Raw genomic sequence first — 19,390 nt, forward strand, 5'->3', positions numbered from 1 at the left:
CATGGCGAACCGCGCGATTTAAGCACAGAAGAAAAAAACGCGCAGACTGGCTGCGCGTTTTCCATGTTGCCAGCAGGGCCGGCAGCGAGACCAGTTGTGACAGGTTGTGGCGGATTGCGGCTCGTTGCGGCTTAGAAGCCGCGTGCCACCGGCATGCTGATGTCGTCCGAGCTTATGCCCATGTGCTTGGCCAGCTCCAGCTTGGCGATGGCGTTGCGGTGCACCTCGTCCGGGCCGTCGGCCAGGCGCAGGGTGCGCTGGTGCGCCCACCAGTTGGCCAGCGGGAATTCGTCCGAGACGCCCGCGGCGCCGTGCACCTGGATGGCCCAGTCGATCACCTTCAGCGCCATGTTGGGGGCGACGACCTTGATCATGGCGATCTCGGCCTTGGCCACCTTGTTGCCAGCGGTATCCATCATGTAGGCGGCCTTGAGCGTCAGCAGGCGCGCCATTTCGATTTCGCAGCGGGCTTCGGCGATGCGCTCGCGCGTCACGCCCTGGGCGGCCACCGGCTTGCCGAATGCGACGCGCGACAGGGCGCGCTTGCAAAGCAGTTCCAGCGCGCGCTCGGCCACGCCGATGCTGCGCATGCAGTGGTGGATGCGGCCCGGGCCGAGGCGGCCCTGGGCGATCTCGAAGCCGCGGCCTTCGCCCAGCAGGATGTTGGCTGCCGGCACGCGCACGTCCTTCAGCTCGATCTCCATGTGGCCGTGCGGCGCGTCGTCGTAGCCGAACACCGGCAGGAAGCGCTTGATGGTGATGCCCGCGGTATCGGCCGGCACCACGATCATCGATTGCTGCTCGTGACGGCCCGCTTCCGGGTCGGTCTTGCCCATCACGATATAGACCTCGCAACGGGGGTCGCCCGCGCCCGACGACCACCATTTGGTGCCGTTGATCACGTATTCGTCGCCATCGCGGCGGATGCTGCAGCAGATGTTGGTGGCGTCCGACGAAGCCACGGCCGGCTCGGTCATCAGGAAGGCCGAGCGGATCTCGCCGCGCAGCAGCGGCTCAAGCCACTTGTCCTTGAGTTCTTCCGACGCGTAGCGCTCCAGCGTCTCCATGTTGCCGGTATCGGGTGCCGCGCAGTTGAAGACTTCGGCCGACCAGGGTACCCGGCCCATGATCTCGCACAGCGGTGCGTATTCCAGGTTGGACAGGCCTTCCGGGGCACGCTTGGAATGGGGCAGGAACAGGTTCCACAGGCCGGCTTCGCGCGCCAGCGGCTTGAGTTCCTCGATCACCTTGGTCGGGACCCAGGCGTTGCCGGCCTGGCGGTTGGCCTGGATTTCGGCGTAGAAGCGCTTCTCGTTCGGATAGATGTGCTTGTCGAAGAAGGCCAGCAGGCGAGCCTGCATTTCCTTGACCTTGGGGGTGTACTCGAATTGCATGTTGTCTCCTCCACCTCTGAATGAGGCCGGCATCGGTTGGGCCGCCGCGGGTTGCGGTGGGCCGTTTCCGGCACCGGCGGACGCGGTTTGCGCCGACTGGAGAGGACTGTACCGCAATCCTGGTAATTAGAAAAATGAATTTTCTGGATTTGACAGTATCAATACCGTGCATTCCATGACAGAATGCCCGTCATGCAGCTATCCCGCATCGACCTGAATCTCTTCGTGGTGTTCGACGCTATCTATAGCGAAGGCAGCATCACGGCCGCCGCCCGCCAGCTTAACCTGACCCAGCCCGCGGTCAGCCACGCGCTGGGGCGCATGCGCATCTTGTTTGACGACCCGCTGTTCGAGCGGCGGGGGCAGGGCATGGCGCCCACGCCGCTGGCACGCTCGCTGGCAGCCGAGGTGCGCACGGCCCTGCAATCCTTTGCCCGCACCTTGCAGGACACGCCGCATTTCGATCCGGCGGCCACGGTGCGCCGCTTCACCATCGGCATGCGCGATGCGCTGGAGTCCACCCTGCTGCCGCCCCTGATGGCGCGCGTGACCGCGGTGGCGCCGCAGGTGGAGATCGCGGCGATCCGCTTTGACCGGCGCGAGATGGAGTCGGAGCTGCTGGCCGGCACGCTCGACGCGGCCGTCGATATCCTGCTGCCGGTGTCACCTGCCATCCATCACGCGCCCTTCATGGCCGACCCGATGGTGGTGCTGGCCCGCCGCGACCATCCGCTGATGAAGAAGGAGCTGACCCTGGAGCGCTACCTGGCCGCCGAGCATGTGCACGTGTCGTCGCGCCGGCGCGGGGCCGGCCTGGAAGACCAGGCGCTGCACCGCATGGGCCTGACGCGCCGGGTGCGGTTGCGCTGCCAGCATTACGCCGCAGCCTGCCGGGTGGTGAGCTGCACCGACTTGCTGGCCACGCTGCCGCTGCGCTACGCGCGCATCGCCAACGAGCCGTATGCCAACCGCCTGCTCTCGCTGCCCTTCAAGGTGCCTACGCTGGAGCTTCACCTGTACTGGCATGCCGGCGGCGAGAACGATGGCGCCAATCGCTGGCTGCGCGAGCAACTGCTGGCGGTGATCAACTCGCTTGGCGGTGGTGTGGGCGAGGTGGCGCAGGACTGAGTGCGCCCAGGCTCGTCCCCTGCGCCTACCAGGATGCGCTGTCGGGCTGGCGCTCGATGCGCACGGTGGCTGGCGGCAAGGTGCTGTCGGCCTGCACCGCGTAGGGCAGCGGCGGCCGGTATTGCGCCGGCACGGCCTGCCATAGCCGCTCGACCCACGCCCTGACCTCGGGACTGGCCGGCGCCGACGCCGTGACACGCAGCGCAAGCTGCGCCCCGGCGGCGGGCTCCGCCCCCGACGGGCCGGACAGCAGGCGCTCCACCGCTAGCTGTGGTTCTTCCCGCAAGCTCATCGTCAACGTTCCCACTCTTTGCACGCGTGCGGCAGGCGCGGGCGCGCGTGCCGCATCGGCCTGCTGCGACGGGCTGGCGCGCAGTGCCAGCCTGGGTGCATCGATGGTGGGCGCTGGCGCCGGTGGGGCGATCGGGGCAATGGGTGCGATGGGTGCGATCGGCGCGATGGCCGCGATCGGGGCTGGCGGCGCCATGGATGCCATGGGTGCCGGCGCACGTACCGCAGGCGCCGCCGCCGCGGCGGGAGGCGCGCCGGCAGAGAGTGAGCCGGTCGTGCCTACCGCGCTTTCCCTGGGTTCCGATGCACGCTGTTCTGCCAGCCGGTCCGGCTCGCGCGGCGCGGCCTTGGCCTGTACCTCGGCGGGCGGCGGGCGCAGGGGCTGTGCGTTCGCCGTGGCGGGCGGGCTGGCCTGTGCAGGCGCAGGCTGCGCGGCTTGAGCGGCTTGAGCGGCGGCCGGAGGCGCTGGCGCGTCCGCGCGCGGCGATGCTGGCTGTCCCGCGGATTCTGCTTGCGGAGTTGGGGCCGGAGCCGGAGCCGCCGGCTGCACCGCCGCTTGTGCAACCGGCTTGGCGGGCTCCGCCTGCTTTGCCGTCTTGTTTGCCGCCGTGTCCGCAGTGTCCGCCACGGGGGCCGGGGTTTGGGCTGGCAACGTGATTTCGCCGTTGCGCAGGTCAAGCTGGCGCATGACGATCTGCAGCGACAGGACGCCCACGCCGAGGGTGGCGGCGAGCGCGCCCAGCGCGGGCCACCAGCGCCGTGCGGGGCGGGCACGGGGCGGCTTGCCGGTTGGTTCTCCGCCTGCGGCTGCTTGCGCGGGCAGCGCCTGTTCACGCAGCCACGCCTGCGCAGCCTCGCTGACAGGCGCCCCAAGCACGCTTTGCGGCGCATCGCCGCGCCGGACTTCCTCCAGCACGGCATCGCGGCGCGTGGCCTGCGCCGCCTGCATCCGCGCGGCCTCCGCCATGACCGATGCCTGCAATCCCGCCGGCGGCGTGAAATCCAGTTCTTCGTCGTCCGCGGGCGCCTCGGCTTGTTCAGCGTAGGCGCGCACCTTGGCCGGCAGCGAGGCCGGCGGCAGCGGCGCTGGCGCGTTGCGCGCGGCCTGCTCCGCACGCGCCGCGGCCATCACCGAGGCCTCCAGCGAGGCGGGCGGTACAAACGCAGGCAACGCGCGCAGCAATGCCGCGAGCCGGTCCTCGCCGGCGATGAAGCGTTCGTCCGCGCTCATGGCAGCCGCTCCTGCGACGCCGTGGCCACCAGGTTCTCGCGCAGCCGCGCAAAGGCGTAGCGCAGCCGGCTCTTGATGGTCTCGAACTTCTCGCCCAGCGTCAGGGCGATGTCCTCCACGCTCATCTCGCTGAAGAAGCGCAGCACGATCACCTCGCGCTGCGCCGCCGGCAGCGCCAGCAGCGCTTGCCGCACGCCCTGCAGGTTCTGCCGCAACTGCGCCTCGGCCTCGGGGCTGAGGTCGTCGGCAGGCATGGCGAGGTGCGTCTCGTCGAGCGTGTCGCGCTGGCGCTCGTAGGCGCCGCGCAACTGGTCCAGCCAGGTATTGCGCGCGATCTGGAACAGGAAGGTGCGCAGGGCCGCGCTGGGCTGGTAGTCCGCACAGCGGGTCATCAGCTTGACCCAGGTCTTCTGGGTCACGTCCTCGGCCTCGCCGGTGTTGCCCTGGCAAAGCCAGGCCACGTAGTTGTACAGCGCCGCGTTGTGGCGGCGGAACAGCTCGGCCACCGGTTGCTCGATCAGGCCGTTGGCGACCAGCAGCATCAGGTCGGTATCCGGCAGTGCGGACAGCCCGGCAGAGGATTGGGATGGCGGGGCGCCAGGTGAGGAGGCATGCATGCGCGGGAGTATTTGACGTCCTCCCCGGCCTAAAGGCAGGGGATTCCCACACCTGGCGATGCACGTCCGCATCGGAGAATGTTCAGCGCAGCATTGGTATCACGGTCATGCACGACACCACAGCGACTACAGGTCCACTCTCTTATTCGCAGTCCTGCGATACCTTTCGGCCGCGTCGTGCTGTCTTTCGAACCGCACGCCGAACAGGACTGGGTAGAACCACTTTCGTTCACTTCCTCAAACGTGGCCCCGTGCGCAATCGCTTTGTAGCGGAGCTTGTCCCGGAAGGACGACCAGGATGCGTCGTAGACGCTCTTCGCCATCTTGGTTTTGGCAAGTTTCGAAGCCGACACGTTGCCGACTGCGATGTAATCGAAGCGCCGGACGAGATCGAGCGCGAGCTTGTGCTGGAAGTCGGCGCGGGCATTCGCCACCTTGGCATGCAGCTTGGCGATATGCCGCTTGTGCTTTCGCGCACGCTGCGCCTTGGCCAGTCTTTCGGCGGCATGCCGGCCAAACCGGTCATTGGAGAGCTTCTCGCCGGTCGAGAGCGTGGCGAAGTCCTTCAAACCAAGGTCGATGCCGACGCCAGCTTGAATCGGGCGTGCCGGCACATCAGCAACCTCTATCACGATGTTGAGAAACCAGTTCCCGCGCGAATCCTGCGCAAAGTTTGTGCCGTCCTTGATCTTGCCTTCGGGCAACAGGCGGCTGTTGAACACGCGAAAGGTATTGCCGGCAAAGCGAAACGCCTCGCCCTCTCGTTTCAGATCCCGGCCCTTCAGGGGCAACCATCCGAGGCACTTCCTGCCGCGGTATCGCAGGTAAGGACGGCGATGCTGGCTGCGCGATTTCGCGTACTGCTCGCACGTCGCGTTGACCGTGCCGGAATGGACGCCGAGCTCCTTGCTGCTGCCGGTGGTCAGCACGTTCAGATCGAACCCGCTCGGCCACTTCTTACCCCATTTGAGCGCGTGCTTCTGCGTGTCATTGCAGAAGTTCCAGACGTAGTTCACCGCTCGGCTCTGCTTGTTGAGCAGGCCGTTGAGCGACTTCACCCGGTAGCGGTAGACAAGAATCATGCCGCACATTCTAACGTGGGAATGCCACCTGGCGGCGGCGTTCCTTTCGCTCCCCGCCATGAATGGCGAGGTTTCTCGGAGCTAGTCTGATGACAGCCCCGCGCGCCGCTGCGAGGGGCTGTCCGTGCCGGGTGCGTGCGCGCGGGCAACCCGGCGGATGGTGGGCAAGGCGGCCTCAGCGTGGCGGCTCCCTGGCAGGCTCGCCGCCTTGTGCCAGCGGGGCGCGCGTCGACAGGGCCTGCGCCAGGTCGACCAGCTTGATGAATTCGCCGCGGTAGCCAAAGCGGTCGGTGCCGCGCGCGCCGAGCGCCAGGCTGCGCGCGTCGGCGTAGGTCCAGCCATTGACATGATTGCCGCCACGCAGTACCTGGCCGAAGCCGGCTACCGCGGCGGCGAAGCGGAAAGCGTCGTCGGCCTGCGCCAGCGGCCGCACCGCGCTGTCCCGCACGGGCAGGTCGATCAGCTCGCTGGCTTGCGCCTGCGGCAGCTTGTAGCGCAGCTTGATGTGGGCCAGCTCGCCAGCGGTGCCCTTGCCCGGCTGGGCGGCTGGGCTGGCCGGCTGGTAGCGCAGCGGGTCGATCAGGCCGGGCTGGCCCGCCAGCGTCAGCTCATAGAGCGCTGTCACGGTGTGGCCAGCGCCGATGTCGCCGGCGTCGAGCTGGTCGTTGTTGAAATCCTCGCGCTTGAGCGCGCGGTTTTCATAGCCGATCAGGCGGTATTCCTTGACCGTGGCGGGGTTGAACTCGACCTGGATCTTGACGTCGCGCGCCACCGTCGCCAGCGTGGAGCTGAACTCTTCCACCAGCACCTTCTGGCCTTCCATCAGGTTGTCGATGTACGAGTAGGCGCCGTCGCCCGCGTCGGCCAGCTGCTCCATCAGCTGGTCGTTGTAGTTGCCGGTGCCAAAGCCCAGCGTGGACAGCGAAACGCCGGACTTGCGCTTCTCCGCGACCAGGGCCTTGAGCTGGCGGAAGTCGGTGATGCCCACGTTGAAGTCGCCATCGGTGGCTAGCAGCACGCGGTTGATGCCGCCCGCGATAAAGCTCTGCTGCGCGGCCTGGTAGGCCAGCGCGATGCCGCTCGCGCCGGCGGTCGAGCCGCCCGCTACCAGGGAGTCGATGGCCGACGAGATGGTTGCCTTGTCGTTGCCTGAGGTCGGCGGCAGCACCACGCGCGTGCCGCTGGCGTAGGTCACCAGCGTGATGCGGTCCTGCGCACGCAGCGCGTTGGTCAGCAGCTTGAGTGAGGACTTCAGCAGCGGCAGCTTGTCGGGCGAATACATCGACCCCGACACATCGACCAGGAAGACCAGGTTGGCTGGCGGCAGGCTGTCGCGCGCCGCGTCGGCCGCCTTGATGCCGATGCGCAGCAGCACGTTGCGCGCTTGCCATGGCGCGGGCGCGGCGTCAGCGTGCACGGCAAAGGGGCGGCCGTCGCGCGGCTGCGCGTAGTCGTACGGGAAGTAGTTGACCATCTCCTCCACGCGCACCGCGTCGGCCGGCGGCAGGCGGCCGGCATTGAGCAGGCGGCGCACATTGCTGTAGCTGCCGGTGTCGACGTCGATGCTGAAGGTGGAGACAGGCGCTTGCGCTACCTGCTGCACGCCGTTCTCGTCGATGGCGCCATAGCGCTCACGGTCTGGCCCGGGCTGCGGCTGCGGGTAGGGCATGGGGCGTGCCATCAGGGTCATGGGCGCCGCAGGCATGGTGCGCATGGCAGGCGCGTATGCATTGGCCACGGCACCGGCGACCGCCTCCTTGGCGGCAGACGCGGTGTCGCGCGCCTCTGCCATGGGTACGGTGGGCACGGTGGGCACGGCCTGCACGGGAGCGGCCGGGGCAACCGGGGGTGGCGCCACCGGCTGCGTGGCTGGTGCCGCGTTGTCGGCGCGCGCGGGCAAATCCGGCGGGGTAGGGGCGGTGGTGGAATGACCACCGCAGGCGGCCACCGCAAAGGCAATGGCCAAGGCTCCCAAGCGCTTAAGCATGTTCTTTTCTCCTGAAGGGCCGCGCCGGCGATGCCGGCGGCAGGGCGCTGTCAGTGAAACGAGGCAGCCTGGCGCATGGGGTTAAGCGCGATCAAAAAAAGTCAGAACTTGCCAGGACCCGCGTGCGGGTCAGTCGAGCCTGATGTCGGCCTGCTTCACCACGGTTGCCCAGCGCGCACGCTCGGCGCTGAAGAACTTGTTGGTTTCCGGCGGCGTCATGGTCACCACTTCCGCACCCTGACCGGCGAGCTGCGCGCGCACTTCCGGCGAGCGGATGATGCGGATCAGTTCGCTGCTGATGCGTGCCACCAGCGCATCGGGCATGCCCGCCGGCGCCATCACGCCTTGCCAGGTGCCAGACTCGAAGCCCGGCACCCCTTGCTCGGCAATGGTCGGCACTTGCCCCACCAGCGGCATGCGCGTCTTCTTGGACACCGCGATCACCTTCAGCTTGCCGGCCTGCACCTGGGGCAGCGTCGCCAGCATGCCGTTCATCAGCACCTGGGCGGTGCCGCCCACGGTATCGGCCACCGCTTGCGCACCGCCTTTGTAAGGCACGTACTGCCACTTGGCGCCGGTAGCCTGCGCCACCGCCACGCCCGCCAGGTGCGGCGCGCTGCCGATGGCGGTCACGGCGAAGTTGAGCTGGGTGCGCTTGGACAGGTCCACCAGTTCCTTGAGGTTGCTGACCTGCACCGAGGGATGGACCACCAGCAAATGCGGCGAATACGCCAGCATGGAAACGCCCTTCAGGTCCTTGCCCGGATCGAACGTGAGTTTGGTGTAGACGGACGGGCTGATGGCCAGCGCGCCGACATCGCACAGCAGCAACGTGTGATTGTCGGTGCCGGCCTGCGCGACCATGGCGGCGCCGATATTGCCGTTGGCGCCCGGGCGGTTGTCCACCACGATGGGTTGGCCGAGGGCTTCGCCGAGCTGGCGGCTGATCAGGCGGGCGATGATGTCGGAGGAGCCGCCGGCGGGATAGGGGACAACCAGCCGGATCGGGCGGGTAGGCCAGTCGGCGGCTTTCGCCGGGGACGAGAGCAGCGTGCCGGCTGCGCCGAGGCTGCCCAGCGTGGCGGTTGCGCCCAGGGTCGAAAGTTGGGTCAGGAAGGTGCGGCGGCTGCTAGGCATTGGTGTTGTCTCCGGTTTTGTATTCGTCGTATGTTGTTGTATGTTGTCGTATGTGTTGGATCATAGCGGGAAGTCCTGAGCGGGTCCAGGGCATTTTTCTGGCGGGATTTCAGGCGAGATGGGTGGCAGGTCGGGTGCGTGTCGCAGTGAGGTTGTGGCCGAAAACAGGTCTACACATCATCTGATACGATAACTTGCCTCGTAAAAAAACCTCTTTCCCCACGATGGGGAAAGAGGTTTCCTGATGATCCCGGCGAAGCGCCAGATGGTTATTGCTTTGCCTTTTTTGCGTACTCCCAGCCCATTTCCGCCATCGGCCGGGCACGCTTTCCGGCATCCGCGGCCTGCGCCGAGGAAGCCGTCCCGTCCACCACGCGCTTCATGATCCCCTGCAGGATGCCGGCAATCCGGAACATGCTGAACGCCAGGTAGAAATTCCAGTCGCCGGTGATCGGCCGGCCGGTGCGTTGCTCGTAGGTGCGGCGGTACGTGGCCTCGTCAGGGATGCCAAGCCCGGCATGGTCCAGGCCAGCGATGCCGCGGAACTGTCCCGGGGCAATGTGCCAGCTCATGCAGTGGTAGCCGAAGTCGGCCATCGGGTGCCCCAGCGTGGACAGTTCCCAGTCGAGCACGGCCAGCACGCGCGGCTCGGTGGGGTGGAACATGAGGTTGTCCAGCCGGTAGTCGCCATGCACGATGGACGTGAGATCGGCATCTTCCTGCGGGATATGCTCGGGCAGCCAGGCCATCAGCGAGTCCATGGCCGGGATGCTCTCGGTCTCGGACAGCTTGTACTGCTTGGTCCAGCGCTCGATCTGGCGCGAGAAGTAGTTGCCCGGCTTGCCGTAGTCGCCCAGGCCGATGGCCTGGTAGTCGACGGTGTGCAGCGCGGAGATGACGCGGTTCATCTCGTCGTAGATGGCGGCGCGTTCAGCCGGCGTCATGTCGGGCAGCGACTGGTCCCACAGCACGCGGCCGGCGACGAACTCCATGATGTAGAAGGCGCGGCCGATCACGGCTTCGTCTTCGCACAGCGCGTACATCCTGGCCACCGGCACATCGGTGCCGGCCAGCGCGGCCATCACGCGGTATTCGCGCTCGATGGCGTGGGCCGAAGGCAGCAGCTTGGACTTGGGGCCCGGCTTGGCGCGCATCACATAGGTCTGGCCCGGCGTGATCAGCTTGAAGGTGGGGTTGGACTGGCCGCCCTTGAACTGCTCGATGGAGAGCGGGCCGGCAAAGCCGGCAACATGCTCGCGCATCCAGGCTTCCAGCGCGGCCAGGTCAAAGCGTTGCTGCTCGGCTACCTCGCGGGTGCCTTCGAAATTCGAAACGTTGGTGCTCATGCTGTCTCCGTGTTTTCGGTATGTTCCGGGTTTTCCGAGATTCGATTACGCCTATCTTGTCTGTCTTGTCTGATTTATCTCTATCTCTATCTCTATCTCTATCTCTATCTCTATCTCTGTGCGGCGTGGCTAGCTGGCCGGCCCGCGCAGGTCGCGAAAGCGCAGGTATTGATGCAGCAACACTTCCATGGTGGTGTGGCGCGACCCGCTGTGCACGGGCGTGGGCGGCGAGTAATTCATCATGCGCACCACCCAGTCCAGCGGATCGTCGCCCACGTCCAGCACATTGATGCAGCCGGCGGTTTGCATCAGGCTGCCGTAGAACACGCGGCGCCCGCAGGTGATGGCGTGGGAGAGGATGGCGCGGTTGGTGCCGCCATGCAGGACCAGCAGGGCGGTGTCCCAGTTCGGGTCGTCGCGCAGGCGGCGCAGCGCGGGCAGCACGCGGTCGAGGAATTCGCCCACGCTCTCGCCGTCGAGGAAGCGCTTGTCTTCGGGCACTTCGCCTTCAAAGGCGCCGATAAAGGCGTCGCGCAGCTTGTCGTCGCTGATGCCTTGCAGCTTGCCGCCGCGGATTTCCTGCAGCTCGGGCCAGGTTTCCATCGCGGCATCGGTCATGCCGGGCAACTCCGCCAGCACGCGCTCGGCGGTTTCCACCGTGCGCGGCAGCCCGCTGACGATGATGCGGTCGAAACGGATGTTCTCGGCGGCAAAGGCGCGGCCGGCCGCGCTGGCCTGTTCGCGCCCGGTCTCGTTGAGCGGCACCAGCTCGGGCAGCGCAGGGCGCCCGGTCTCGTCGAAGTAGGTCACCGCGCCATGGCGCATCAGGTAGACGCGGCGGCGGGGCGAGGGCGGCAATTCCATGCAAGTCTCCGGTGCTTGTGCTTCTGTGCCCGTCTGCGCGGGCATCGTTGGCGTGGCATTGCGAGGCCGGGTGCGCTCGTTGGCGAACCCGGCGGGCAGGGCGGCTCAGCGGTAGTTCGGCTTGCGCTTTTCCAGGAAGGCGCCGATGCCTTCGCCGCCATCCTTGTGATGCAGCGCGGCCACGAAATTGTCGCGTTCTTCCGCCAGGTGCTCGGTCAGGCTGGCGGTGGCGGCGTGGTTGATCAGGCCTTTGATGCGGCCCATGGCGTGCGGCGAGCGCGTGGCCAGCGATTCGCCCAGGCGCAGCGCTTCGGTCAGCGCCTGGCCGGGCGGCACCACGCGGTTGACCAGTCCGAAATGGGCCAGGCGCGCGGCATCCACGGGCTTGCCTTCCATGATCAGTTCGGAGGCGAGCTGGCGGGGCAGGGCGCGGGCCAGCTCGTACGAGCCGCCGCCGTCAGGCGTCAGGCCAACATTGACGTAGGCCATCACGAACTTGGCGTCGCTGGCGGCCACCACGAAATCGCAGGCGAGCACCAGCGAGAAACCGGCGCCCGCCGCGGGGCCTTCCACGGCGGCGATGATCGGCTTGGGAAATGCGTGCAGCGTTTCGATCCAGTGGTTCAGGACTTCGATGCTCTCGGCTTGCACCTCGCGCGGCTTGGCGCGGTTGCCGAGCAGGCGGTTGAGGTTGCCGCCGGCGCAGAACACGCCGTCGGCCCCGGTGATCACCACCGCGCGGATTTCGTCGTCGCGCGAGGCCAGCTCAAGCGCTTCCTGCGAGGCCGCGTAGATGTCCGGATGCAGCGCGTTGCGTGCCTCGGGGTTCGAGATGGTCAGCACCAGGGTGGTGTCGACGCGTTCGGATAGCAGCTGTGCGGTCATGGCGGCCTGTGCGGATGCGCGAATGCAACGATGCAACGATGCAACGCGGTGTCGGATACGAAACGACCGCAGGCCAGAAAACAGCCTGCGGTCGCGGTTTTTACTGCTCTTCGGCCAGCAACGACAAGCCAAGGCCGGCGCGGCGCCACAGCCACGGGCTGGGACGGTAGCGCATGTCGCCGGTGAGGCGTTCGAGGTTGCGCAGCACGGTCAGCACCAGGTGCGGGCCGATCACGTCGCCCAGCGCCAGCGGGCCCTTGGGGTAGCCCAGGCCGAGGTTGACGGCGAGGTCGATATCCACCGGCGTGGCAATGCGCTGCTGCGCGATGTCGCTGGCGATGTTCACGATGCAGCTGATGATGCGCTGGGCCACGAAGCCGGCCGAGTCGCGGATCACGGTCACGGGCACGCCGTCGCTGCCGAACAGGCCGTGCGCGGCCTCGCGCATGGCGGCGGTCGTGGCCGGCGTGGTCATCAGGGTGCGGCGCTTGGTGGCTTCGAACGGCAGCAGCGTGTCGATGGCCACCACGCGAGTCGGGTCCAGGCCTTCCTGCAGCGCGCAGGTGGTGGCATCCAGGCCCAGCGGCGTGACCAGGATCAGGGCCTCGGCGGAGGGTTGGTTGCCGGCTTCGGTGGTCATGCCCAGCGCACTGATCAGCTTGACGGCCATGGCGTGGCCGCGCTCGTCGGCGTGGCTGACCCAGACGCTGGCCGGGCGCGCGGTGGGCACGGCGGCACTGGCGGGCAGCTGTTTCTGGCCGTCGGCATAGCGGTAGAAACCGGCGCCGGCCTTGCGGCCGATCAGGCCGCCCACCGAGCGGATCGCCGTGATGGGCGACGGGCGGTAGCGCGGCTCCTGGTAGAACTGGTTGTAGATGGATTCCATCACCGGGTGCGACACGTCGAGCCCGGTCAGGTCCATCAACTCGAAGGGGCCCATGCGAAAGCCGGCCTGCTCGCGCATGATGGCGTCGATGTCGGCGAACCCGGCCACGCCTTCCTGCGCCACCTTCAGGCCTTCGATGTTCATGCCGCGGCCGGCATGATTGACGATGAAGCCGGGCATGTCCTTGCAGCGCACCGGCGTGTGGCCCAGGCGGCGCGACAGCGCCATCAGCGCGTCGCCCACGGCGGGGTCGCCGGACAGGCCGTCGATCACTTCGACCACCTTCATCAGCGGCACCGGGTTGAAGAAGTGATAGCCGGCGATGCGGCCAGGTTGCCTGGCGCCCACGGCGATCGCGGTGATCGACAGCGACGACGTGTTGGAGGCAATCACGGCATCCGGACGCAGGATGGCTTCAAGCTTGGCCACCAGGTCGCGCTTGACTTCGAGCTTCTCGACGATGGCCTCGAGCACCATGTCGCAGCCGGCCAGATCTTCCAGCGCATTGCAGGGCAGCACGCGGGCCAGCGCGGCGGCGCCGTCCTCGGCGCTCATCTTGCCCTTTTCGGCCAGCTTGGCGAAGGTATCCTGCAGGTATTGCCGGGCGGCGGCCACGGCCTGCGGGTTGGTATCGTACAGGCTGACGGTCAGCCCGGCCTGCGCGGCGATCTGGGCAATGCCCCGGCCCATGGCACCGGTGCCGACGATGCCCAGCGAGTCAATGGTGAAAGTGCTCATAGTGCGTCCAGAAAAGTGTGGTTAAATTAGCACGATCGTACGTTTTTTGCATCATCCGCGACAGTGGGGCGATGCAGGCGGCGTGCGCTGATCGGCCAATGCGGACCGCCAGAGTCTGTCATGGCACACAATGCCTGCTTGCCTGTGTGTGGGCAGGGTACCTTAGCCCCCGATTTCATCGCGATCCACCCGGTGGGTTGCCAATCACGCCATAACGAGGAGAGAGACGACATGCTGAAACTCTGTGGTTTTGCCGCCAGCAACTACTACAACAAGGTCAAGCTGGCCTTGCTGGAAAAGAACCTGCCGTTCGAGGAGGAGCTGGCCTGGATCGGCAAGACCGATCTCGAAGCCACGCCTCTGGGCAAGGTGCCCTACATGATCACCGATCACGGCCCGCTATGCGAGTCCGAAGTACTGGACGCCTACATCGAGGCGACCTACCCGCAAACGCCGCTGCTGCCCGCCAGCCCTTACGAGGCGGCCAAGGTGCGCGAACTGGTGACCTTCCTGGAGCTGTACCTGGAGCTGACCGCGCGCGAGCTTTACCCTGAAGCGTTTTTCGGCGGCAAGGTCAGCGACGGCGTCAAGGAACGCCAGAAGAAGCTGCTGGAGCGCTATATCCCCGCCTTTGCCAAGCTGGCGAAGTTCTCGCCCTACCTGGCGGGCGACACCTTTACGCTGGCGGACTGCGCCGCGGTGGTGCACTTTCCGCTGATCTCGTCTTGCACCAAGATCATCTACGGTACGGACATGCTGGCCGACCTGCCGGTCAAGGAGTACCTCAAGCGCATGTCGGAGCGCCCGACGGTGCAGAAGGTGAATGAGGACCGCAAGGTGAATACCGAGCTGATGCTGAGCGGCCGGAAGTAAGCGAAGGGTTTGCACAAAGCAAGGAAAAGCGCCCGCGGCATGCCGCGGGCGCTTTTTTCGCTGGCCAAAGCGGTGGCTACAGCGCCTTCAACCGCGCTAGCGCCAGCGCCAGCGTCTCTTCCTTCTTGGCAAAGCAGAAGCGCACCACGCCGGACTCGCGCGGCTGCGAGTAGAAGGCCGAGACGGGAATCGCCGCCACGCCTATCTCGCGCGTGAGCCACATCGAGAAATCCGCCTCGCTCATGTCCGAGATGGCGGAATAGTCCACGCACTGGAAGTAGGTGCCGTCCGACGGCAGCAGCTTGAAGCGCGTGGCGGCCAGCCCGGCGCGGAAGAAGTCGCGCTTGGCCTGGTAGAAGGCCGCCAGGTCCAGGTAGGGCGCCGGGTCCGCCATGTAGTCGGCCAGGCCATGCTGCACCGGGGTGTTCACCGTGAACACATTGAACTGGTGCACCTTGCGGAACTCAGCCGAGAGCGCGGCCGGCGCTGCCACATAGCCCACTTTCCAGCCAGTCACGTGGTAGGTCTTGCCGAAGCTCGACACCACGAAGCTGCGGCGCGCCAGCTCGGGGTGACGCGATACCGACTGGTGCGGCTGGCCGTCGAACACCATGTGCTCGTACACCTCGTCCGACAGCAGCAGGATGTCGGTGCCCGCCAGCAGTCCGGCCAGGCGATCCATGTCGCCGGCGCGCCAGATGGTGCCGGTGGGGTTGTGCGGCGTGTTGATCAGCAGCATCCGCGTGCGCGGCGTGATCGCGGCGGCGAGGCGGTCGAAGGGGATGTGGAAGTGCGGCGCGTCGAGGGCCACCGACACGACCTTGCCACCGGCCATTTCGATCGCGGGGATGTAGCTGTCGTAGCAGGGTTCCAGCACGATCACTTCATCGCCCGGATGCACGGCGCACAGGATGGTGGTCAGGATGCCCTGGGTGGCGCCCGCGGTGACCGTGATCTCGCTGTCCCAGTCGTAGGCATGGCCGTACAGCTTGCCGATCTTGCCGGCGATGGCCTGGCGCAGCTTGGGCACGCCCGCCATCGGCGGGTACTGGTTCAGGCCCGAGCGCATGGCGTGCGCGACGGCATCGACGATCTTCGGGTCGCAGTCGAAATCCGGGAAGCCCTGGCCGAGGTTGACGGCATTGCGCTCGGCGGCCAGCGCCGACATCACGGTAAAGATGGTGGTGCCGACCTTGGGCAGGCGCGAAGCCGGCGGCGTGAGGGGAGCAAGGGTGCCGGGCTGGGCGGAAAGGTTCGTGGGCATGGGAAGCTGCGTCAGGCTGGGCGGTCGGGATGGGCGGAAAACGATGCTGGCATTCTAGCGGGGATCGGCCGGCGCCTGTGCCGCGGCCTCCTCGCGCGTGGCCAGCCAGCTGGCGAAGGCCTGGGGCAGCAGGATATCCACGCCGCTCTGGCGGCGTAGGCGGCCCTTGAGCTTGAGCACGGCCTTGTCCTTGGAGACCAGGCAGGCGGCCTGGGCAAAGTGCGCCAGCTCGATGAACTTCTGGTCATCGGTATCGCGGCAGCGCGGCAGGCGGGCCGCCGCGATGTCGGCTTCTTCCGGGATGGCAAGGAGGGCGGTCAGCCGGTCGACCGTGGCCATGGCGGCGGGAATATCGACGCCAAAATGGGCAAATTGCGGATAAGCCAGCACTCGGCGCAACTCCTCGCGGCAATCGGCGCGGATCACCGCGGCAATGGCGCCGGTGTCCAGGGCGGCCCGGATCGGCTCGACGTGCGGATCCGCAAAGACCAGCAGGTCGACCCAGATGTTGGAGTCGAGCACGACCCGCGGTGCCAGCGGGGAATTAAGGGGTACTGCGGTAGAGTCGGGGTGCATTCGTTACAATCTGGCCTTTGTGTTTGCCGCGATTTTGCCATGCTCATCGTCTTGTCCCCTGCCAAGTCGCTCGACTACGAGACGCCCCCGCGTCTGAAGACCCATACGCTGCCCCGTTTTATCGACCGTTCGGCGGTGTTGATCGAGCGTCTGCGCAAGCTCGCGCCGCAGGATATCGGGGCGCTGATGGACGTCTCCGACAAGCTCGCGGTGCTCAACGCCACCCGCTACGGCGACTGGTCGCCGGAATTTACCGCGGCCAACAGCAAGCAGGCCGTGCTCGCCTTCAACGGCGATGTGTACGAGGGGTTCGACGCGGCCAGCCTGTCGGACGATGACCTTGGCTTCGCGCAGAAGCATGTGCGCATCCTGTCCGGCCTGTACGGCGTGCTGCGCCCGCTCGACCGGATGCAGCCCTACCGGCTGGAGATGGGCACGCGCCTGGACAACGTGGCGGGCAAGGATCTCTATGCCTTCTGGGGCGATGACGTCACGCAGTTGCTCAACGAAGACTTCAAGGCGCAGAAGGCAGACGGCAGCCCGGCCCTGGTCAACCTGGCCTCCGAGGAATATTTCAAGGTGGTGCGTCCCAAGGTGCTTGGCGCCAGGATCGTCACCCCGGTGTTCGAGGACTGGAAGGGCGGCCGCTACAAGATCATTTCCTTTCACGCCAAGCGGGCGCGCGGCTTCATGGCCCGCTACGCGGTAACGCATCGCATCACCGAGCCGGCCAAGCTCAAGCGTTTCGCCGAGCATGGCTATGCCTTTGATGCCGCGGCATCCGACGACGCCCGCTGGGTCTTCCGCCGCCGCCTGGAAGACTGACGCACGCTGCTCCGGCTACGCCCTATCGCCCCCGAACCCCGGCCAGGGATGGCCTACAGGCATCCCGGCCCGAACCCTCCGAGATGCCACATCATGAGTTCAGCCCTGCATATTTCCGCCAGCTTCGATTCGGGCGCCATTGAAGTCGAATCGCTTGCGCAAGCGAGCGACATCCGCCTGCGCATCCGGGCCGACTCGCATGCAGAGTTCCGCCAGTGGTTCCATTTCCGGCTGCAGGGCGCGGCTGGCCAGGCATGCCGCCTGCAGTTCCTCAATGCCGGCGACTGCACCTACCCCGACGGCTGGCGCGGCTACCAGGCCGTGGCCTCCTATGACCGCGCGCACTGGTTCCGCGTGCCGACCAGCTTCGATGGCAGCGCCATGACGGTGGCCTTCACGCCCGAGCATGACAGCGTGTGGCTGGCCTACTTCGAGCCGTACTCCGAGGACCGCCACCTGTCCCTGCTGGCCACCTGCCAGCGTTCGCCGCTGGCGCGGCTGTCGCACCTGGGCAGCACGGTGGACGGCCGCGACATGACCGCGGTCACGGTCGGCACGCCCGGCGACGGCAAGAAGGCCATCTGGATGATCGCGCGCCAGCATCCCGGCGAATCCATGGCGGAATGGTTCTGCGAGGGCGTGCTGCAGCGCCTGACGGGCACCGGCATGTGGGCCGGCGACCCGGTGGCGCGCTGCCTGCTGGAGCGCGCCGTGTTCCATATCGTGCCGAACATGAACCCCGACGGCTCGGCGCGCGGCAACCTGCGCACCAATGCGGCCGGCGCCAACCTCAACCGCGAATGGATGGCCCCCAGCGAGCAGACCAGCCCGGAGGTGTATCACGTGCGCCGCGCCATCGAGGCCACCGGTTGCGACATGTTCTTCGACATCCATGGCGATGAGGCCCTGCCCTATAACTTCGTCGCCGGCAGCGAGATGCTGCCCGGCTTTACCGAGGTGCAGAAGGCCGAGCAACTGCGTTTCATCGACGCGTTCAAGCGTGCCACGCCGGACTTCCAGGACGTGCACGGCTACGCTGCCAGCAAGTACAACCAGGACGCGCTCAAACTGGCCTCGAAGTACATCGGCCATACCTTTGGCTGCCTGTCGCTGACGCTGGAGATGCCGTTCAAGGACAATGCCGACCAGCCCGATCCGGCCGTGGGCTGGAACGGCGCGCGCAGCGCCCTGCTGGGCGCGGCGATGCTGCAGGCGGTGCTGGCGCAACTGGGCTGAGGGCGCAGACTGCTGACAAACCTGAAGCATTAGCCGAAGCCGCCGAACGGGCCAAAGCCCCGCCCATGACGACGGCTGTCTCTCCCTCTCCCCTCAGGGGGAGAGGGGAGCACGACAACTCAGATCCGGCTTTGTCAGCAAGCTGGGCGGCCCCTTTGGAGCCGCAGGCGCCTGGCCAGGTCTTAGTGCGCCTTCTTGGTGGTGGACTTGCCCGTGGTCTTGGTGCTGCTCTTGGCGGTCGGCTTGCTGCTGCTCGACTTGGACGAGGAGGTCGACTTGGTGGCCTTGCCGGAGCCGGACTTGCTTGCCTTGCTGCCCTTGTGGCCCTTGCTGCTGGCGGCATGGCGCGTGCTGCTGCCGCTGTGCACCGCGGGTGCTGCCGCTGGCTCGCTGATGACGGTGCCGCTGCCATCGAGCAATTCATAGGCCAGCATCATGCCGTCGGCATAGCCGCAGCGCACCTTGACCGGTTCCCACTGGGCTTCGGCGCGGCGCTTGTGGGCGGTCGCGGAAAATGTCACCACGGAGCTGACCGGCACCGCTTGCTTGCCTTGCGAGAAGCGGCCGTCCCATGGCTCGACGGTAGCCTGGCCGGCGCCGAGCGCGCCGGTGGGGATCTTCAAGGCGTCGTAGGTGGCCGAGCGGGGCACGACCCAGCTGGCGTGCGCGGCGCAATCGGCCACATCCGCGCTGGCGTTCTCGGTCTGCATCAGTTGCTCGCGCATCTGCGCTCGGTACTCGGCCAGGCTCACGCGGCCTTGCGCGGGCAGGGTCACGGTCTTGGTAGGCGGTGCGGGGGTGGCGGGCGGGGTCTGCGCGGCGCGGGTGGATGTGGAGTTGGCAGCGGCTGCCGGGGTGGCGATGCCGGGGGTCACCACGGCGTCGCGATCATTGAGCGGGGTATCGGCGCAGCCCACCAGGGCGATCGCACCTGCCACTGCAGCAGCGAACGCACACAGCCGGCTGCTGAGGAGGTCAGAGATTCGTCGGATCACGGGATCGTCTTGCTTTGGAGCGTAAGGGGTTGGCA

The 19,390-nt window shown here is 66.9% G+C and carries 17 protein-coding genes; 4 read left to right on the forward strand and 13 right to left on the reverse strand.

Going from position 1 to position 19,390, the window contains the following annotated elements; translation table 11 throughout:
- Positions 1-131: 131 nt before the first annotated feature.
- Positions 132-1,394 carry an acyl-CoA dehydrogenase family protein gene (locus ACX12D_RS06075; RefSeq protein ID WP_459373287.1) on the reverse strand — a complete coding sequence of 421 codons (1,263 nt, stop codon included), beginning with the start codon at positions 1,392-1,394 and terminating at the stop codon, positions 132-134.
- A gap of 192 nt (positions 1,395-1,586) precedes the next feature.
- Between ACX12D_RS06075 and ACX12D_RS06080 the strand changes: the two genes are divergently transcribed.
- Positions 1,587-2,522, forward strand: a complete 936-nt coding sequence (locus ACX12D_RS06080; RefSeq protein WP_459373289.1) for a LysR family transcriptional regulator — start codon at positions 1,587-1,589, stop codon at positions 2,520-2,522.
- A 25-nt stretch (positions 2,523-2,547) separates the two neighbouring features.
- On the opposite strand, the gene ACX12D_RS06085 is transcribed toward ACX12D_RS06080, so the two are convergent.
- The 9 genes from ACX12D_RS06085 to ACX12D_RS06125 all read right to left on the reverse strand — a co-directional run bounded on the left by ACX12D_RS06085 (position 2,548) and on the right by ACX12D_RS06125 (position 13,586).
- Complete coding sequence (locus ACX12D_RS06085; RefSeq protein ID WP_459373290.1) at positions 2,548-4,044, reverse strand: hypothetical protein; 1,497 nt, start codon at positions 4,042-4,044, stop codon at positions 2,548-2,550.
- On the reverse strand, positions 4,041-4,661 hold the full coding sequence (locus ACX12D_RS06090; protein ID WP_459373291.1) for an RNA polymerase sigma factor: 621 nt from the start codon (positions 4,659-4,661) through the stop codon (positions 4,041-4,043). The genes ACX12D_RS06085 and ACX12D_RS06090 overlap by 4 nt, the downstream gene beginning before the upstream one ends.
- Before the next feature lie 29 nt (positions 4,662-4,690).
- Positions 4,691-5,743 (reverse strand): RNA-guided endonuclease InsQ/TnpB family protein, encoded by a 1,053-nt coding sequence (locus tag ACX12D_RS06095; RefSeq protein WP_459373292.1) that lies wholly within the window; start codon positions 5,741-5,743, stop codon positions 4,691-4,693.
- Positions 5,744-5,918: 175 nt separating this feature from the next.
- Positions 5,919-7,730: a vWA domain-containing protein gene (locus ACX12D_RS06100; RefSeq protein WP_459373293.1), complete on the reverse strand. Its 1,812-nt coding sequence runs from the start codon at positions 7,728-7,730 to the stop codon at positions 5,919-5,921.
- Between the two features lie 129 nt (positions 7,731-7,859).
- Positions 7,860-8,867 carry a Bug family tripartite tricarboxylate transporter substrate binding protein gene (locus ACX12D_RS06105; protein WP_441633539.1) on the reverse strand — a complete coding sequence of 336 codons (1,008 nt, stop codon included), beginning with the start codon at positions 8,865-8,867 and terminating at the stop codon, positions 7,860-7,862.
- A gap of 269 nt (positions 8,868-9,136) precedes the next feature.
- On the reverse strand, positions 9,137-10,213 hold the full coding sequence (locus ACX12D_RS06110) for a phosphotransferase (protein ID WP_459373294.1): 1,077 nt from the start codon (positions 10,211-10,213) through the stop codon (positions 9,137-9,139).
- Positions 10,214-10,342: 129 nt separating this feature from the next.
- Positions 10,343-11,077, reverse strand: a complete 735-nt coding sequence (locus tag ACX12D_RS06115; protein ID WP_459373295.1) for a histidine phosphatase family protein — start codon at positions 11,075-11,077, stop codon at positions 10,343-10,345.
- Between the two features lie 105 nt (positions 11,078-11,182).
- Complete coding sequence (locus ACX12D_RS06120) at positions 11,183-11,962, reverse strand: oxepin-CoA hydrolase, alternative type (protein ID WP_174422879.1); 780 nt, start codon at positions 11,960-11,962, stop codon at positions 11,183-11,185.
- A 100-nt stretch (positions 11,963-12,062) separates the two neighbouring features.
- Positions 12,063-13,586 carry a 3-hydroxyacyl-CoA dehydrogenase gene (locus ACX12D_RS06125; protein WP_459373296.1) on the reverse strand — a complete coding sequence of 508 codons (1,524 nt, stop codon included), beginning with the start codon at positions 13,584-13,586 and terminating at the stop codon, positions 12,063-12,065.
- A 231-nt stretch (positions 13,587-13,817) separates the two neighbouring features.
- Between ACX12D_RS06125 and ACX12D_RS06130 the strand changes: the two genes are divergently transcribed.
- Positions 13,818-14,459, forward strand: a complete 642-nt coding sequence (locus ACX12D_RS06130; RefSeq protein WP_459373297.1) for a glutathione S-transferase — start codon at positions 13,818-13,820, stop codon at positions 14,457-14,459.
- A gap of 76 nt (positions 14,460-14,535) precedes the next feature.
- On the opposite strand, the gene ACX12D_RS06135 is transcribed toward ACX12D_RS06130, so the two are convergent.
- Both ACX12D_RS06135 and ACX12D_RS06140 read right to left on the reverse strand, forming a co-directional pair.
- Positions 14,536-15,723: a pyridoxal phosphate-dependent aminotransferase gene (locus ACX12D_RS06135; RefSeq protein WP_459373298.1), complete on the reverse strand. Its 1,188-nt coding sequence runs from the start codon at positions 15,721-15,723 to the stop codon at positions 14,536-14,538.
- A gap of 54 nt (positions 15,724-15,777) precedes the next feature.
- Positions 15,778-16,299 carry a putative toxin-antitoxin system toxin component, PIN family gene (locus tag ACX12D_RS06140; RefSeq protein ID WP_459373299.1) on the reverse strand — a complete coding sequence of 174 codons (522 nt, stop codon included), beginning with the start codon at positions 16,297-16,299 and terminating at the stop codon, positions 15,778-15,780.
- Between the two features lie 39 nt (positions 16,300-16,338).
- Between ACX12D_RS06140 and yaaA the strand changes: the two genes are divergently transcribed.
- A complete protein-coding gene (gene yaaA, locus ACX12D_RS06145; RefSeq protein WP_459373300.1) occupies positions 16,339-17,124 on the forward strand; it encodes a peroxide stress protein YaaA in 786 nt (261 codons plus the stop codon).
- 93 nt (positions 17,125-17,217) lie between these two features.
- The gene (locus ACX12D_RS06150; protein ID WP_459373301.1) at positions 17,218-18,360 is read left to right on the forward strand and encodes a M14 family metallopeptidase; all 1,143 of its coding nucleotides are present in this window, start codon (positions 17,218-17,220) and stop codon (positions 18,358-18,360) included.
- Positions 18,361-18,542: 182 nt separating this feature from the next.
- Here ACX12D_RS06150 and ACX12D_RS06155 read toward each other — a convergent pair whose 3' ends face one another.
- Positions 18,543-19,355, reverse strand: coding sequence for a BspC domain-containing protein (locus ACX12D_RS06155; protein ID WP_459373302.1), 813 nt, complete (start codon positions 19,353-19,355; stop codon positions 18,543-18,545).
- Between the last annotated feature and the right edge of the window lie 35 nt (positions 19,356-19,390).

It is taken from the genome of Cupriavidus sp. PET2-C1 (genome assembly GCF_054515855.1).

Excerpts from the sequence above, each read along its gene's own strand:
- ACX12D_RS06130 (WP_459373297.1), top strand. The coding sequence starts at position 13,818 with ATGCTGAAACTCTGTGGTTTTGCCGCCAGCAACTACTACAACAAGGTC.
- ACX12D_RS06100 (WP_459373293.1), bottom strand. The coding sequence starts at position 7,730 with ATGCTTAAGCGCTTGGGAGCCTTGGCCATTGCCTTTGCGGTGGCCGCC.
- ACX12D_RS06080 (WP_459373289.1), top strand. The coding sequence starts at position 1,587 with ATGCAGCTATCCCGCATCGACCTGAATCTCTTCGTGGTGTTCGACGCT.
- ACX12D_RS06140 (WP_459373299.1), bottom strand. The coding sequence starts at position 16,299 with ATGCACCCCGACTCTACCGCAGTACCCCTTAATTCCCCGCTGGCACCG.
- ACX12D_RS06095 (WP_459373292.1), bottom strand. The coding sequence starts at position 5,743 with ATGATTCTTGTCTACCGCTACCGGGTGAAGTCGCTCAACGGCCTGCTC.
- ACX12D_RS06105 (WP_441633539.1), bottom strand. The coding sequence starts at position 8,867 with ATGCCTAGCAGCCGCCGCACCTTCCTGACCCAACTTTCGACCCTGGGC.
- ACX12D_RS06120 (WP_174422879.1), bottom strand. The coding sequence starts at position 11,962 with ATGACCGCACAGCTGCTATCCGAACGCGTCGACACCACCCTGGTGCTG.
- ACX12D_RS06135 (WP_459373298.1), bottom strand. The coding sequence starts at position 15,723 with ATGCCCACGAACCTTTCCGCCCAGCCCGGCACCCTTGCTCCCCTCACG.
- ACX12D_RS06125 (WP_459373296.1), bottom strand. The coding sequence starts at position 13,586 with ATGAGCACTTTCACCATTGACTCGCTGGGCATCGTCGGCACCGGTGCC.
- ACX12D_RS06085 (WP_459373290.1), bottom strand. The coding sequence starts at position 4,044 with ATGAGCGCGGACGAACGCTTCATCGCCGGCGAGGACCGGCTCGCGGCA.
- ACX12D_RS06110 (WP_459373294.1), bottom strand. The coding sequence starts at position 10,213 with ATGAGCACCAACGTTTCGAATTTCGAAGGCACCCGCGAGGTAGCCGAG.
- ACX12D_RS06090 (WP_459373291.1), bottom strand. The coding sequence starts at position 4,661 with ATGCATGCCTCCTCACCTGGCGCCCCGCCATCCCAATCCTCTGCCGGG.
- yaaA (WP_459373300.1), top strand. The coding sequence starts at position 16,339 with ATGCTCATCGTCTTGTCCCCTGCCAAGTCGCTCGACTACGAGACGCCC.
- ACX12D_RS06075 (WP_459373287.1), bottom strand. The coding sequence starts at position 1,394 with ATGCAATTCGAGTACACCCCCAAGGTCAAGGAAATGCAGGCTCGCCTG.
- ACX12D_RS06150 (WP_459373301.1), top strand. The coding sequence starts at position 17,218 with ATGAGTTCAGCCCTGCATATTTCCGCCAGCTTCGATTCGGGCGCCATT.
- ACX12D_RS06115 (WP_459373295.1), bottom strand. The coding sequence starts at position 11,077 with ATGGAATTGCCGCCCTCGCCCCGCCGCCGCGTCTACCTGATGCGCCAT.